This window comes from Streptococcus sp. oral taxon 431 (assembly GCF_023115445.1).
Lineage (GTDB): Bacteria > Bacillota > Bacilli > Lactobacillales > Streptococcaceae > Streptococcus.
In genome coordinates this window covers 85,394-102,127 of record NZ_JALDUI010000005.1, presented here as the reverse complement: position 1 = coordinate 102,127, position 16,734 = coordinate 85,394, and the positions used below count along the sequence as shown (strand labels likewise).

The following is a 16,734-nucleotide window of genomic DNA, read 5'->3' as shown; positions in this document are numbered from 1 at the left end:
TCAAAATGAATGGTCTTGAGATGTTGTGAACCCTCAAAAGCTCTGTAAGCATCACTCAAATTCTTTGGAATAACAACGCTGCTTAAACTATCAATAGATCCAAAGGCTCCACTTCCTATAGTTGTGACACTTGTTGGAAGAGTGATATCTTTCAACTGTGTCCCACTAAAAGCAGAATCGCCTATCTTCGTTAGCGTACTTGGTAATACTACCTCTTTCAAACTAGAACCTGAAAAAGCTGAAGAACCTATTTCGGTGACTCTATAATTAGAAATTTTTTGAGGAATAATCAGTTTTTTAATTGTTTCTTTTCGCTTGATATCAGTAATTGTCACTTCTTGATTGTGTATATCGTAAATTAAATTATCACCACTTTCCTCCTCATTATTACTATTAGTAGAATGTTCTACTAGTGTTTCAGAGTGGCTTTTAACTTCAGCTGCTACCCCCTCTGAAGTTGATGCATGCTTTGGATCTTCCGATAAAGTTGAGGGCACTAGCGTTTCAAAGCTGTCGGTTGACTTAGTTGGTGCGACTTCAGAAAGACTAGCCAATACTGAGGTTGAGGTCTCTGTAGTCGCCACATCACTTTTGACTAAAGAAACAGTTGACGATTCACTCATCAAATATTCTGGTGTAGTTTTGGCACTTGAATCAACGTGTCCTGTAGATGGTAAAGTAGCTACTTCATGCCCTCGATTATTTGTTCCTAAATTTTCACTACTTAAAGGAGAGGGGGAGTCCGTTAAATTAAATTTATTACTATCTGATACCTCAATCGGGTATGTTTGAGTATCATCTGCAAAAACCACTGTATTCCCGATTGTCATACACGCACCAATTAATACCATACCCGCAACAGTTACCCATTGCCCTGTTCTGCGTTTTCTTAGTTTTAAAACTTCCTTCATTTAAATATCTCCTATTGCAATAATATCTTTCAAGTTACTCTTTGACTGTCTTTTTGATTATCAAATTATTTATTCTTCGTAAAATCTTTCTTAATACTCCTTTCCAGAAAAGTCTGTGCTATACAAAGTAAAGGTTAAACCATTTCTCAAAAAACTCTATTCAAATATGGTAGGACAATTAATTTTTGTCATCACCTAAACTAATACTTATACGTTGAAGTAGAACGTGACTAAATTGTTCTCAAACTTTTCATTACTTACAAATAAAATCAATCCTATTTTTGAAAGGCCGTAAAATTATGAAATATCTACAAATTACACTGTACGGCTGAAATAATCTGATAATTTACACCTCTTTAGTATTTTAACATAATTCTACTTTTTAAAAAGAAGATTTTTATGAAAATCTGTTTTTAGCAAACGTTTACATTTTTTTGGCTACGCCTTTTAATGTTTTATTAGACTTTCTGCGAAACTAGAATCCTAGTTCACGGTTGATAATTCCAGTAATCAAATTCATTCGTAATCCAAAGCGTTTACGTCGATTTCGATAGGTTGTTGAAAACATTTTAAACGTTTTTACTTTGGCAAAAATATTCTCAACCTTGATACTCTCTTTAGATAGCACATGATTATAGGATTTATCTTAAAGAGTTAGTGGCTTAAGTTTGCTTGATTTCCTCGGAGTTTGCGCTTGTGAATATATCTTCATGATCCCTTGATAACCACTGTCTGCCAAGATTTTACCAGCTTGTCCGATATTTCTGCGACTCATTTTGAACAACTTCATATCGTGGCAAATAGTTCACTGCAATATTCAAAGAAACATTTCTCCCTTGGCTTGTGACAATCGCCTGAGCCTTCATAGCATGACATTTCTTTTTACCAGAATAATTGGCTAGTTGATTTTTTTAGGACGATTGATTTTTACCTCTGTTGCATCCACAATCACCGTATCCTCAGAGCTAAGTTGAGTTTGTGAAACACTTTGAATAAGAGTTGCTTCACCACCTCATTGACTACGACGGATTAAGTTGCTTTCGTGAATGCCAAAATCAGTCGCAATTTGTCCATAAGTGCGGTATTCATGCATATATTGAAGAGTCATCATAAGAAGGTCTTTTAGGCTTAATTTGGGTTTTAGTCCACCTTTTGCATGTTTAAGTTTTTAACACAGCTAACATCTCTTCAAAAGTAGTGCGCTGAACACCAACAAGGCACTTAAATCGTGCATCAGTTAATTGTTTACTTGCTTCATAATTTGTAGTATATTTTTGTTTCGCAGGAAGTCTAATTATAAAAACGAATTTTTATCGCTCTGAATATAAAAATGAGTTTGGGACAAAAAGATTTCAATTTTTAAAAATCTTGATTATTAAAACCTTCAAATCTATAATTAAATACGAAAAGCGAACAAAGTAGAATTCTGATTACCAGAAAACTAGTTTTGTTCGCTTTTTATATTTGAGGTCGGACTTTTGTCCCAGACTCAGATGTTAGCTTTTCTTCAACTCACTACAGTTGACAAACATACTAAGATTAGTAGTGAGAAAATCTCCGACGGGAGAGAGTACTCACTACTTTTTCTTTATGTTAAAGTAGAGGTGTCTTGTAAAGTCGTAGGGCTCTTTGGCGCTAGACGTCGCTTGACAAACTGGCAAGACACCTGTTTTAGGTGGAATTTGATCAAAGTATGTGGGACGCTAGACGTCGCGTATTGAAAATAAAATCACTAAAATACGGAATTATTCAAGACAAAAGAGGTAATATCATGCGTACAGTATTTGGGATTGATGTGAGTAAGGCAAGTTCTGAGGTGGCAATTTTAGTCAACGGTGAAAAGATTCATGGATACACTATGCTCAATGACGCCATTGGCTTCAATCATCTTTTGAATGACTTGAAAACTGTTCATAATCCTGAGATTATATTTGAAGCTACTGGTGTCTATTCTCGGCGTCTTCGAGCCTTTCTTGAGGAATACGGCTACGCTTATACACAGCTGAATCCCTCTGGAAGTTAAGAAGCAACTGGACAGTCTGCGAGTTCGTAAAACAGACAAAATTGACGCTGAAAAGTTGGCTAAATCTCAGCTTGTGCACAATCGTAAACCAACTTACGTGCAGGAAGAAGTTTATCAACACCTGCGTGATTTAAGCCGTTTCTATCAAAATATGACTGAAGATCTTGTTCGAGCTAAAAACCGTCTGCACAAGGTTCTACAAGTCACCTTTCCTGAATTGGAAAATCTCTTATCTACACCAACTGGAGAGCAATATTGGAACTTAGTGACGGCTTTTCCATGTAAAGAGTTTGTATTAAGCCTATCTCAAAGTGACTTGTATGAGATTATCCGTCAATCTACCTCCAAACGCATCTCTGAAAAGCGTATTGCTTACCTGACTGATAAACTTATAAAACTCGCTAAACAATCTTTTTGTGCGGTCAAGAAAACCTCTCCAATGCTTGAAGAGGTTCGTTACTATGCTCAAGAATTGCTTCGTCTTTCTGAACGCAGACAAGTTGTCTTAAACGACATGGTAGCTCTAGCTCAGCCTTTACCAGAGTATGACATCTTACGGTCAATTCCTGGCATCGCAGAAACCACAGCGACATCTATCATTGGCGAATTAGGAGATATTCGGCGCTTTCAGTCTACTAATCAAATCAACGCTTTTATTGACATTGACCTGAGACACTATGAATCTGGGAACTTTCTCGCTAAGGAACACATCACTAAACGAGGTAATCCCTATGCTAGAAAAATCTTGTTCAAGTGCATTCACAACATCGCTTCAGCTAGTCATACCAATCCCTGCCATATCGCTGACTTTTATGAGAAACGAAAAAGACAATCGACAATAGCTTCAACTAAGCCACATACGATTGCCTCTATACATCGTCTCATTCGAACAATGTATTACCTCATTACGCATAACAAACTTTACGATTATTCTTTGACCCAAAATCGATAAGGCTGTCTATGCCGTATTATTGTAACACCTTGTTTCAAAAAATACCAGATGAGGTGTTTTTTAGCATGCCCTTTTATGGATCAAAAAGTGTTAAAAATAAGACAGTAACCTCAGAATAGCTACTGTCTTATCTCTTTTTTTAATTAAAGCATTGATAGACTTGACAAATGGTAGAAAAGAGCCACTTATTTTTTAAATCTCCACTGGCTATAGATCCCAAAGACGACAATCCAGATAGCTGAGCCAACTGCTCCCATAAAGGTTGATTCTTGTAAAAAGAGAGTTCCAAATACAAAAACAAAAAAGAGCATTGTTATAGGATTCAACAAGCGATACTGGGGCATAAGGTAACCTTCTGCCATAAAGTCATTGGACTTGCGATATTTGAGATGGGCTAGCATAATCAAGATATAGATTGCAATATAAACACCTGATGAAGATGCTGTAATCAAGGCAAAGGCATCCGATACACCTGGAAGTACATTGATGAAGGCGGCAAGACCGATCAAGACAGCTGAGGCAATAATAGCACTCTGAGGAACATTGTGACGAGACAGAGTATCAGCCTTAATAGCTTTCAAAAAGCGATTTGGAGAATCATGAGCAATTTGGTACAAGTGTCGGCCTGTCGAGTAAAGAGTTGAATTTAAGGCTGAAGCTGCCGAAGTCAAGACAACAAAATTAATCAAGGCGGCAGCCCACTTGAGACCAGCAAGTTCAAACACAGTTACAAAAGGTGAATCCGCAGAAGATAGCTCGCCCCAAGGAATAATAGACATGATGGCTAAAAGGGCTCCTCCGTAGAAAAAGATAATTCGCAAGGGGATTTCCTTAACTGCCTTAGGCAATACTTTTCTTGGATTCTTAGTTTCAGAGGTTGTTACCCCGATAAATTCAATCATAAGATAGGCGAAGAAAACCATCTGGAAGGCCATAACAAAGTTCATTCCCCCATTTGGAAAGAGAGAAAACTGGTGACTGATATTTGAAATGCTTGCTGATCCGTATGGTGTTTCAAATCCTGTCAAGACCATAAAAATTCCAGTTGCAATCATAGCGAGAATGGCAACAATTTTAATCATGGCAAACCAAAATTCGACTTCCCCAAAGATTTTAACAGCAATCAGATTTACCATACCTAGAATGGTCAAAAAGCTAATCTGAATCAGCCAGCCTGGCCAAGATGGAAACCAAAATTGAACATAATGGGCAACAGCTGTTATCTCAGCCATCCCGATAAAAACTACTGATAACCAGTAAGACCAAACTGAGAAATAACCCCAGCCCTGACCTAGGTAACGCGTAATAAAGTTGATAAAGGTATGTTGTTCTGGATCTTGATATAACATTTCACCGATAGCCCTCATCATGAGATACATAAAACCACCAGTAATCATATAAACTAAAACGATTGAAGGACCAGTTAAGCTAATAGATCGCCCTGCTCCTAGAAAAAGTCCTGTCCCAATGGTTCCCGCAATGGCCATGACTTGAACATGGCGATTGGTCAAACCACGCTCCATTTTATTTTTCTTTTTGTGCTTGTTTTCTGAATTCATATAGTCTCCTCTTGTTTTTAAAATTAAAAAAAAGAGTGATAGGAAGCGCTTTCCTTATATCTACTCCTTTTTATATCCTATTAAACTGTTTTTTCAACTTTTAAGATTTTAACATCGTAGCTACCAACAGGTGTTTCAATTGTAGCTGTATCGCCTGTTTTCTTACCAATCAAGGCTTGCCCGATTGGACTTTCATTTGATACTTTTCCTGCAAAGGCATCTGCACCCGCTGAACCCACTATGATATATACTTCTTCTTCGTCCTCGCCAATTTCTTGGATAGTGACAGTTCGACCGATTGCAACTTCATCTTGAGCAACTGCATCACTGTTAACAATCTCAGCATAACGGATTTTTGTTTCCAAGCTTGAGATTTGTCCTTCAACAAAAGCCTGCTCGTCTTTCGCTGCTTCGTATTCACTGTTTTCTGACAAGTCACCATATGAACGAGCAATCTTGATGCGTTCAACAACTTCTGGACGACGAACTAGTTTCAACTCCTCTAATTCTTTTTCGAGTTTTTCCTTCTCCTCAAGGGTCATAGGGTATGTTTTTTCTGCCATTTTTCTCAACTTTCTTTTAATTAAATTATATTTTTATAGGTAGTAAAGCAAAATTATGTGGTAAACCACATAATTTTCTTTTTATGACTTTTCGTAAGTCATGATGGTTGCTAGTGATTTCTTGAAAAATCCCTAGGTAGACATTGAGCACTGAAACTTTCATTTCTGAACTCAATCTAAAATAGTTTCTAAAACTGTGTCAGTCTCAAACTTTCCGAACGCCTAAAACTTGTGAATTTCAGGCGTTTCTGATCATAGCGGAAAGACTGGTGTGACTTGCTATTCCCGTAAAAAGAGAGTTTCTCTTCTACACTCACGGATTTAATAGCAAATCTTGTTCTAAGAGTTAGTTTGAACTACTTGATTGTGTCAATTTACTGTTAACATGCTCTGCAACGTTTCGATCATGTTCTTCTCGTGTCGTTGCAAAGTAAACCTTGCCATCTTGTACGTTGGCTACAAAGTAGAGATTGTCACTCTTAGTTTGATTGATACTAGCTTCAATTGCATCCAGACTTGGACTGTCTACTGGACCAGGCATTAAGCCAAGGTTTGTATAAACATTATATGGTGAATTGATTGTTGTATCAATTGCTGCATCATCTGCCAAGCTAATATTTTGTCCTAGCTTACCTTCTGCATAGAGAATAGCAATATTACTCTGAAGTGGCATACCAAGGTTCAAACGATTATAGAAAACTCCAGCGATCAGTTTGCGATCGTCAGTTTTCAAACCTTCTTTTTCCACAAGTGATGCAATGGTGAGGAGTTCATTCACTGTCAAGTTCTTTTCTTTGATTGCAGAGTAATGTGCTGACAAGTTTTTGTCCATAGTTGCCACCATTTCATCAATCAAGCTTTCAATAGTTGTGCTTTCTTTGATAGCATAAGTTGCTGGGAAAAGATAACCTTCTAAACGGTAACGAACACCACTTTCTTTAGTTGGTAGACTTCCGAGAAGGGTTGGATACTTAGCAACTAATTGAGAGATGAAGGTTTCATCTTGAACTTTTGCCAAGAAGGCATCAGCAGTCAAAGGTTCTTTAAAGTCTCCTTGAAGCTGACCAACTGTTTGTGCGATTTGATCAATGGTATAACCCTCAGGGATTGTAAGATTTGCAAGTGCAACCTCTTGAGGTTGAGGAGTTCCACCCTTTTGCAATTCTTTGATGATATCATCTGTACTCATGCTCTTCTGCAAATTATAGTAACCAGATTTCAAATCATTGTAGTTTTTATACTTAGCATAAAGGCTAAAGATAAAACCGTGTTTTACCAATTCAGATTTTTCTAAGGTGTCACCAATTTGCTGAAGATTGGCCCCATCTGGAATCTGAACAGTGACATACTGTTTTGAATTTGCATCAACTGGTTGAAGTGCAGATTCGACATAACGGTAACCGAAGAATCCACCCGCACCTAGTAAAATCAATAAAACAAATACTGTTACGAAAAATCCTTTCAAGCGTGATTTTTTCTTTTTCTTGATTGGTTTCACTGATTCTTTACGACTTCTTCTAGGAAGTTCAGGTCTAGTTTCAACTGGAGCAACTGGTTCTTGACTTGGAGTTTCTTTTGCAAGAACTGTTGGTTTCGGTTGAGGTTTAATATTCTTTCGAGCAGGACTTGGTTTGGCCTGATTCGTACGATAAGAAACTGGAATCCTTGTCGAATTAGCATTGAACTCTTTCTCTTCTTGAACCGGCTGAGCAGGTACATGAGATTCAACTGGATCTACAGTAGGTACTACTGGTTCTGTAGCTACTGCAGATTCTGCAGGTGTAACTTTTTCTAGAGCTACAGCTGGTTCTTCAGATGTAACTTCTGCTGGAACTACAGCTGGTTCCGCAGGTGTAACTTTTTCTGGAACTACAGCTGGTTCAACAGGTTCTTCTGATGACAAAGACGGACGTGGTGGAACTGTTGGAGCATTAGCAAATAGTTCATCCACTAGTGAAACTGAATCTTCCATCAAGTCTTCTACAGACGGCTCTTTCACTAGTTCATCTGTCTTTGAAAGAGTACTAAAATCAGAGAAAAGCACATCCTTACCACTCTCGGTAGCGCTAAGCTCTTCTTCTCTTTTCAATCTTTCTAAGTCTCTTAAAATTTGTTCTTTAAAACTTAACTTTTCTTCTTCTCTTGAATTTTCGCTCAAAGGTATTACCTCCTTCTTGATAATCCATAATATTATATCTTAAAAACTAAAGAAAAGCAACCATAGATGCCTTTCTAATGCCTAATTCGTGTTTTCCCAGACCATATCATACCATTCTTCACCAGCAAAAGTCGACTTGGATTTTCCTTCATTTACAAAACCATGTTTTTCATAATACCCAATGAGATAGTCATGGCAGGTTAGATTGATTCCCTCACGCTCATGCTCAAGAGCGAGCTCTTTTAAGGCGGTCAATAATTTTCGTCCGACACCTAAATCTTGAGCTTTCTTAGCAATGGATAGACAAGTCACAGAGATATAGCCACCTTTTTGATGGCTATAATCTTTAATGTCTTCTGTAAAGGACTGGTCTTGTAAATGTCGATGAGGCATTACCGGTCCTTCAACGTAACCAAGGATTCGTCCCTCCTTTTCAGCCACTAAGAAACTGGTCTTAATTTCCTTGAGATGAGCTTCAAAAACAGATCGAGGAATAGCCTCCTCAGCAGAGAAATTTTCCAACTCAATCTCTAGGATACGATCAAGGTCTGTAAGCCTTGCTTGTCTAATAATCATCTTTCCTCCTGAAAATAGGGATTTGCCCAAAACATATGAAAATAAGTTTCACTACTAGTTGGCATATCTGCTAGACCATAGTCAAGAAATCCATTCATCTCAAAGTAAGCCAGTAATTCATCCCTGGACAGCAAATAGAGGCCTGGTCTATTTTTCTGAAAAGCATACTCCTTCATAGCTCCCAACAACAAGGTTCCAAATCCTTGTCCTTGATAATCAGGATGGACGGCAAGATCTAAAATAGTGATAAAGTCACTCGTGTCAGGAATTGCTGCTTCAAGCTGCTTCCTAGAATCACTTTGGATGAACTTAGTGAGTTCGTCACCAATGATATAACCAATGATTTCTTCATTAAGGCTGGCTAGCAGAAACGTACCCGCATGCTTGCGGATACGCTCTTTTATCACTTCTATACTAATTTCATCTTGGGAGTCAGAGTTGCTTTCTCCTATCAGCCAGATTGACTCTAAATCTGATGGCTGAACCTCCCGAATAGTGATTGAAAATTCCATGGTGTTCCTTATTGAACATTGCTAGTCAAGTTTGACAAGAGACGCTCAAATGAGTATTCATAAGTTTGGATGTCACCAGCTCCCATAAAGACATAGACAGCATTGTCATGGTCTAGGAGTGGAGAAACATTTTCAACTGTGATTACTTGATTTTTCTTATTAATCTTACTTGCAAGATCTTCAACCTTGACATCTCCATGGTCCACCTCACGAGCAGATCCATAGATTTGTGCTAGGTAAACGGCATCAGCCTGGTTTAATGCTTGTGCAAAATCATCCAACAAGGCAATTGTACGAGTAAAGGTATGTGGTTGGAAAATTGCCACGATTTCCTTGCTTGGATATTTCTGACGCGCAGCATCTAGTGTTGCAATAATTTCTGTTGGATGGTGAGCAAAGTCATCGATAATCACTGTATCATTAACAATCTTTTCTGTAAAACGACGTTTCACTCCTCCAAAAGTCTTCAAGTGTTCACGCACCAAATCCAAGTCAAATCCTGCTATGTAAAGCAATCCAATAACCGCAGTTGCATTCATGATATTGTGACGGCCAAAGGTTGGAATATGGAATTGACCTAGCTCTTGACCACGGAAATGAACGGTAAAGGTTGAACCTGTAGTAGAACGAAGCAAGTCACTTGCTACGAAGTCATTACCTTCTGCTTCAAAACCATAGTAGTAAATCGGAGCATTAGCCGTAATCTTACGCAACTCAGCGTCTTCACCGTAAACGAACAAGCCTTTGGTAATTTGTTTGGCATAATCATTGAAGGCGTTGAAGACATCTTCTAAGCTTGTGAAATAGTCTGGGTGGTCAAAGTCAATGTTCGTAATAATAGAATATTCTGGGTGATATGGCATGAAATGGCGCTCATACTCGTCTGATTCAAAGACAAAATACTTGGCATTTTCAGAACCACGACCAGTACCGTCACCAATCAAGAAGCTAGTATCTGTAATATGGGACAAAACGTGAGAAAGCATCCCAGTTGTTGAAGTCTTACCGTGGGCTCCAGCAACTCCCATACTGATGAAATCACGCATAAAGCTACCGAGAAACTCATGATAACGTTTATAGCTCAAGCCCTGTTGATCTGCATAGGCAATTTCAACGTTATTATCTGGACGGAAGGCATTCCCAGCGATAATCTCCATATCCCCTTGTAAGTTCTTCTCATCAAAAGGTAAGATTGTAATCCCTGCTTGCTCTAGTCCACGTTGGGTAAAGTAGTACTTTTCAACATCAGAACCTTGCACCTTGTGCCCCATTTGATGCAACATCAAAGCCAAGGCACTCATACCTGATCCTTTGATTCCGATAAAATGATAGGTTTTTGCCATTTTCTTCCCCTTTATTCGCTCATTCTAGTCAAGTTAAGCTCTTGGGCAACTTGACGTTCTTGTTCTTTTTGTTTACTTTTTTTGTTATAAATTTGACTTTTCTTTAAAAAGTCATAATTGTTTTTCTTGGAACGACTTGTTTCACCGTCTGAAATTGGATGTTCCACTTGAGAAACTGTTTCTGCCAAAATATAGTGAGATTGACCTAACTTCTGACTATATTTCGCAAATTCTCCTGGATTTTCTTTTTGAAAAGGTGCTGTCGGTTGATTTGCTGGACGCACCTGGCTTGGTTTCGTTTGACGTCTCGTATGACTCACATCCTGAGTCAAATATCGAGCCGAGCGCTTCTTTTTCAAATCCGCGCGAGCTTCTTCACGCGCTAATTCAGCATAGGATTTTTCTTTTTTCTCAATCGGTTTTACAAGAGGTTTGGCTTCCTCTTGCTTTTTTTCTTCAGTAATCGGAGACCATTCCAAGTAGTTTTTGTCTTGGTAATCACCTTTTATATTACTGATGAAATCAGACTCATCGTAGAGATTCATAACTGGCATTTCTGTCAACATGACTTCATCATCTGCCACTATTGGAAATCGTTTTTGTGTCATATTTATTTCCTTTCAATACTCCATTATAGCGTAATGTCTTGATTTTTCAAGTATAGGCTCATGAAATCCCTAAAATTTCTCGTATTTCAGCTAGACTCAGACTGCCACGAGACTCTGTTCCATCCAAGATTTCAGAAACAAGATTTTTCTTTTTCTCTTGTAATTCTTGAATCTTTTCTTCGATTGTCCCTCGAGTCACAAGACGATAAACTTCAACAGCCTGCTCTTGTCCCATACGATGGGCACGACCAATAGCCTGTGATTCAACCGCAGGGTTCCACCACAAGTCTACCAAAATAACTGTATCAGCACCAGTAAGATTGAGACCAACACCACCTGCTTTTAGAGAAATTAAGAATACATCGCGCTCACCTTGATTAAAGGATTTGGTCATTTCCTGACGTTCTTGAGAAGGCGTTGAACCAGTAATTTTAAAGGATGTCAGACCTAAGTCAGGTAGCTCTTGCTCAATACGATCTAGCATGCCTCTAAATTGAGAGAAGATAAGTACACGATGTCCACCTTCAGCAATCTGAACCAGCAAATCTCGTAAACTATCCAGCTTCCCGCTCTCTCCTTGGTAGTCCTCCATAAAGAGCGCAGGTGTATCACAAATCTGACGCAGACGCATGAGACCAGTCAAAATTTCGACGCGATTTCGTTGAAATTCCGAATCGCTTACCTGTCCCAGACGCTCCTGCATCTGTTGTAGCTGAGCAAGATAGATAGCTTTTTGTTGATCCTCCAGTTCATTTTTGTAGACTACTTCAATCAAATCAGGTAGTTCAGTCAATACATCTTCTTTCTTCCGTCGCATGACAAAAGGCTTGATAAATTGAGCTACTCTCTCAGCGGGTAGTTTCATAAAGTCTTTTTTAGTTGGCAAGAGACCTGGTAAGACAATCTGAAAAATCGACCAAAGCTCTCCTAAGTGGTTTTCAATTGGAGTTCCTGAGAGGGCAAAAACAGATGGGACCACAAATCGTCGCAAACTTTGAGCTATCTTGGTCTGTGCATTTTTCATGACCTGAGCTTCGTCTAAAAAGAGAAAATCAAAAGATAGGTCTTGATAAATCTCACTGTCCTGACGGAAAGTCGCATAACTTGTGACATAAATCTGATGGTCTTCAGCCAAAATGGACTCTCGATGAGGTTTCAAACCATGCACAACTACAACATCTAAATCTGGAGCAAACTTTTGAAATTCGTCAGCCCAGTTATAGATTAAGCCAGACGGAGCAAGGATTAGGACGCTGGTATCTGCTTGAACTTGACTACTTAAAAAGGCAATGGTTTGCAAGGTTTTCCCAAGCCCCATATCATCTGCTAAAATACCGCCAAAGCCATAATGATGGAGCATTTGAAGCCACTGAATTCCCCTTTTCTGATAATCCCTTAATTCTGCTTGAATATTCAATTTCTGCATCGGAAATTCTTCTGGATGTGTCAAATCATAAGCCAAATGACGGAATTCTTCCGTAAATGAAATCTGCTTTTGATCCTTAAATAAGTGCGATAAGGTATAAGCCAGGGACTTACGAGCTCGAAATGCCCCATCTTTCAAGTCTTCTATTCCCAGTTCTTTCAAATTCTGACGAATCTGCTTGGTTTGGTCATCAAAGAAGTAGACCTGATTAGATGAGCTAATATAAAAGTCTTGATTGGCAACTAGGGCTTTCATAGCAAGATCAATCTCTTCTTGGGCAATATCTTTAAAATCAAATTGAATCTCTAATAAATGGCCTTTAGATGAAATCTCTATCTGAGGACTTTGAACTTGATAGAGATCTTGGAGACTATCCGAAATCCTAAGTTTTCCAAGTGCTTCAAAAGCTGGCAGCGTTTCATGAAAGAAAGCATAGACTGCTTCAGCCTTGAGGTTTTGACGCCAAGAACGAAAGTCAGCTTCAAATCCTGCAGATAGAGCTAGTTGAAAAATACGTTTCTCCAGTTGAATATCGCTAGCAAAGGAAAGGTTTTCCAGTTCCCTACGATTACTTACCAAGCAGGTATCGTATTGAAACTGCATCTCCAAACGAATCGAACCATCTTCTTCTCTATCCATGTAAAAAGAGGGACGAAAAGATTTAATCTGCAGTCCTTGAGGAGTCTGAACTTCTCCAATATTCCTAAATTGAGACAAAGAAGAAGCTAATCTATCGCGATCACTAGTATCAAACTGGAGAACTTTTCTTCCCTTATTATCTAGAGGTAGTTTTCTTAATTTCTCCAGCAATCCTGCCTGCTCTCTCGACAAGAGATAAAACATTCCTTTGGTAAATAAAACCCGCCCTCTATAGAAAAGATTGACTCGTCCCCGCTCAGAGATTTCCATCTCATAGTAGTCTGGATTTTCTTTGATATCAAAGGTAAATAATCCTGCTTGGCCATCCAAGTCTTGGAAGAGGAGGTGATGATAGCTCGAAATTTGATGGTCAAATTGAAATTCATCTAAATCCATCAAAAGAGTGACACCCTGTTCAAAAAAGGATAGAGGAAAATAGAGGTGACGACCTTGATTCTGGAAAAAGAGGGCATTTTCAGACTCATCTTCTAGAATTCCCTGAAGAAAATTTAAGACAAACTGGCTAGTCTCATCAAACTGACTAAGCTTCAAGGAAGCTTCATATAGCTTACCAATCATGTAAGGTTTACTATTTTCTAGAACCTTCAGGAAGAGAGGAATATCTCGGATTACATAAAACTTCTGGGTCTGGATCAGACCAACCCTCAAAGTCCAAATAATACGATTGGTTCCAGCTTCAACTTGGCCCTGGGCGGCTAGCTGATAGATTTTAGGCGAGTTAGTAGCTTGTATGCTCTCTAGGAAACGTCCCCCAAAGGTCACTTGGGTTTCGACTTCCTCCTTCTTTTCCTGCCCATTTTCTAGATTCTGTAAAAGTTCTTGACCCAAATGATCATTTTTCAGGTAATGTTCTAGCGCTGCCAAATGGACACAGAACCCTCTTTTTTGGAAAAAATCACAAGTACAAAAAACCAGTTCATCATCAAGACTGTAACGAATTTCAGCCTCCCCTACACGAGCATATAGGCGATGATTTTCCTCTTTGATGATTTGGATCTTACCAGTTTCGTAGAGTTGAGCCCCCTCCATTCGAAGCTTTCCTGGAATCAATTTAGCCATATTTTCCCCTTTTCTTTATCTCTTAATTATACCATATTTCTTCCTATGAAAATAGCCTTCTAGGGTACTTTTCCCCTAGAAGGCTAGCTTCTTAAAGTTTAGCGAAAGTTGATATGATTCGTTGGCAAACTTCTTCCAAGACAGATGTCGGCATAGCTACATTTAGGCGAGCGTGGAGGGCTCCTTCTTCACCAAAGTCCAAACCTCTGTTCAGAATAACCTTGGCTTCGTCTCTCAAAAGACCTTGCAAGCCTTCATCTGACAAACCATAGGCTGAAAAATCAAGCCAAATAAGATAAGTTCCTTGAGGTTTCATGACCTTGATTTTAGTTTCTTTACCAAACAAATCCACTACATAATTGATATGCTTCTCAATCAGTTCTTTGAGTTCTGTCAACCAATCCTCTCCATGGCGATAGGCAGTTTCTGTTGCTAAATAGCCCAAACCTGAAATTTCGTGTTGATTATTAGCTAGTTGACGTTTTTGGAAAGCAAGTCTCAACTTTGGATTCTCTATAATGGCGTAAGAATTTTTCGTTCCGGCAATGTTAAAGGTCTTGGTAGCACTGCTTAAAATTAGTGAAAATTCTTTAAAATCTTCATTTACCGTATTGAATGACTGGTGCTTGTTTCCAAATAGAGCTAAATCTTGGTGAATCTCATCAGATACCAGCAAGACCCCATGTTTTTGACACAAGTGACCAATCTTCTCCAAGACTTCTTTTTCCCAAACCCGTCCACTAGGATTGTGAGGGTTGCAAAGAATATAAAGTTTGACATCCTCTTCTACCAAATCCTTTTCAAGTTGGTCAAAGTCAATTTCAAAGAGACCATCCTTTTCCACTAGAGAGTTGGTGATTAGTCTACGATTATTGAGCTTAATACTTCGAGCAAAAGGAGGATAAACCGGTGTGTTAATGAGAACTGCTTCACCTTCTTTGGTAAAGGCTTGAATGGCCGTTGAAATGGCTGGTACCACTCCCTCGATAAAGACTAGAGCATCCTTATCAAAAGTATAACCATGCTGGCTTTCTTCCCAGTATTGAACTGCTTCGATCAATCCATCACTAGCATAGGTATAGCCATAGACTAATTGTTCCGCATAATCATGGACTGTCTGTCGAATCTCAGGTAAGACTTCAAAGTCCATATCAGCAATCCAGGCTGGCAATACTTGACGGTCAGTCTCTGCTTCTTTCCATTTATAGGTATGGTGTCCAAAACGATTGGGCAAAGTCGTAAAATCATATTTTCCCATAGTCTTATCCTTCCAAAGCTTGACGCAAATCTTCAATCAAGTCCCTTGCATCCTCAATACCAATAGACAAGCGTAAAAGGTCATCTGTTAATCCATAAGAATGACGAACCTCTGCCGGAATGTCTGCATGGGTTTGAGTGGTTGGGTAGGTAATCAGACTTTCAACACCACCCAGGCTTTCAGCAAAAGAGAATACTTTCAAAGTGTTTAAGATATGAGGGATTCGTTTTTCATCCGCCACTTTAAAGGAAATCATTCCCCCACGACCTGTATACAAGACTTCTTTGACTGCAGGTGATTGTTCCAAAAAGGCTACGATTTCTTGAGCATTAGCTGTTGATCGCTCCATACGAAGTGACAATGTTTTAAGACCACGAATCAATTGATAACTATCAAATGGTGACAAAACAGCCCCTGTCGTGTTGAGATTGTAAAAGAGTTTTTCGTACAAATCAGCATTATCTGTCACAACTACACCAGCTAGAACATCATTATGACCTGCAAGATATTTTGTTGCTGAATGAAGGACAATATCTGCTCCATCTTCAATTGGACGTTGGTAAATCGGGCTATAGAAGGTATTGTCGACGACAACTTTAGCACCCTTAGCATGAGCTAATTTTGATAATTTTTCAATATCAAATTCCAACATTAAAGGGTTGGTTGGTGTTTCGATATAGAGTACATCCACATCCTTTTCTAGCTCAGCAATCAACTCTTCTTCTGTATTGGCATAGGTAAAGTGGAAACGTCCTTCTTGCTCCACTTGATTGAACCAGCGGAAAGAACCACCGTAAAGGTCACGGACAGCCAAAACCTTGCTTCCTACTGGAAAAACGCTAAAGGCTAACACAATCGCAGACATACCTGAACTAGTCGCCAGAGCATACTTGGCTGATTCAATAGCTGCCAAAACTTCCTCTGCCTTGCTCCGAGTTGGGTTTTTGGTACGGGTATAGTCAAATCCAGTTGATTGACCAAATTCTGGATGCTGATAAGTCGTTGAAAAGTGAATAGGTGTAACCAAAGCACCTGTCGCTTTATCTGACTTGATACCTGCTTGTGCTAAAATTGTGTTGATGTGAAATGATTTGCTCATACTTTACCTCCAAATCTATAGTAACTA

Annotated in this window: 11 protein-coding genes and 2 pseudogenes; 1 reads left to right on the top strand and 12 read right to left on the bottom strand. The window is 38.9% G+C overall.

Translation table 11 applies throughout. The annotated features are described in order from the left end of the window. A partial coding sequence (locus M1R56_RS04770) for a leucine-rich repeat domain-containing protein (RefSeq protein ID WP_248034784.1) occupies positions 1-911 on the bottom strand: 911 nt, incomplete at its 3' end. Between the two features lie 475 nt (positions 912-1,386). Beyond that, a pseudogene (locus M1R56_RS04765) lies at positions 1,387-2,206 on the bottom strand (IS5 family transposase). A gap of 476 nt (positions 2,207-2,682) precedes the next feature. On the opposite strand from M1R56_RS04765, the pseudogene M1R56_RS04760 reads away from it, so the two are divergent. After that, a pseudogene (locus tag M1R56_RS04760) lies at positions 2,683-3,886 on the top strand (IS110 family transposase). Positions 3,887-4,071: 185 nt separating this feature from the next. Here M1R56_RS04760 and M1R56_RS04755 read toward each other — a convergent pair. From M1R56_RS04755 to M1R56_RS04710, 10 genes are all read right to left on the bottom strand, one after another. Next, positions 4,072-5,445, bottom strand: a complete 1,374-nt coding sequence (locus M1R56_RS04755) for an amino acid permease (protein WP_248034783.1) — start codon at positions 5,443-5,445, stop codon at positions 4,072-4,074. Positions 5,446-5,525: 80 nt separating this feature from the next. Next, a complete protein-coding gene (gene greA / locus M1R56_RS04750) occupies positions 5,526-6,008 on the bottom strand; it encodes a transcription elongation factor GreA (RefSeq protein ID WP_075229222.1) in 483 nt (160 codons plus the stop codon). A gap of 346 nt (positions 6,009-6,354) precedes the next feature. Next, positions 6,355-8,166, bottom strand: coding sequence for an endolytic transglycosylase MltG (mltG, locus tag M1R56_RS04745; RefSeq protein WP_248034782.1), 1,812 nt, complete (start codon positions 8,164-8,166; stop codon positions 6,355-6,357). Between the two features lie 81 nt (positions 8,167-8,247). After that, complete coding sequence (locus tag M1R56_RS04740) at positions 8,248-8,742, bottom strand: GNAT family N-acetyltransferase (protein WP_075232186.1); 495 nt, start codon at positions 8,740-8,742, stop codon at positions 8,248-8,250. Continuing rightward, a complete protein-coding gene (locus M1R56_RS04735) occupies positions 8,739-9,254 on the bottom strand; it encodes a GNAT family N-acetyltransferase (protein WP_075232187.1) in 516 nt (171 codons plus the stop codon). The genes M1R56_RS04740 and M1R56_RS04735 overlap by 4 nt, the downstream gene beginning before the upstream one ends. Before the next feature lie 8 nt (positions 9,255-9,262). Next, on the bottom strand, positions 9,263-10,597 hold the full coding sequence (gene murC, locus M1R56_RS04730; RefSeq protein ID WP_075232188.1) for a UDP-N-acetylmuramate--L-alanine ligase: 1,335 nt from the start codon (positions 10,595-10,597) through the stop codon (positions 9,263-9,265). An 11-nt stretch (positions 10,598-10,608) separates the two neighbouring features. Then, the gene (locus M1R56_RS04725) at positions 10,609-11,205 is read right to left on the bottom strand and encodes a cystathionine gamma-synthase (RefSeq protein WP_075232189.1); all 597 of its coding nucleotides are present in this window, start codon (positions 11,203-11,205) and stop codon (positions 10,609-10,611) included. A 58-nt stretch (positions 11,206-11,263) separates the two neighbouring features. Then, positions 11,264-14,350 (bottom strand): DEAD/DEAH box helicase, encoded by a 3,087-nt coding sequence (locus tag M1R56_RS04720; RefSeq protein ID WP_248034781.1) that lies wholly within the window; start codon positions 14,348-14,350, stop codon positions 11,264-11,266. 91 nt (positions 14,351-14,441) lie between these two features. Continuing rightward, positions 14,442-15,608, bottom strand: a complete 1,167-nt coding sequence (locus M1R56_RS04715) for a MalY/PatB family protein (protein WP_248034780.1) — start codon at positions 15,606-15,608, stop codon at positions 14,442-14,444. A 4-nt stretch (positions 15,609-15,612) separates the two neighbouring features. Then, positions 15,613-16,707 (bottom strand): cystathionine gamma-synthase, encoded by a 1,095-nt coding sequence (locus M1R56_RS04710; RefSeq protein ID WP_004252395.1) that lies wholly within the window; start codon positions 16,705-16,707, stop codon positions 15,613-15,615. Between the last annotated feature and the right edge of the window lie 27 nt (positions 16,708-16,734).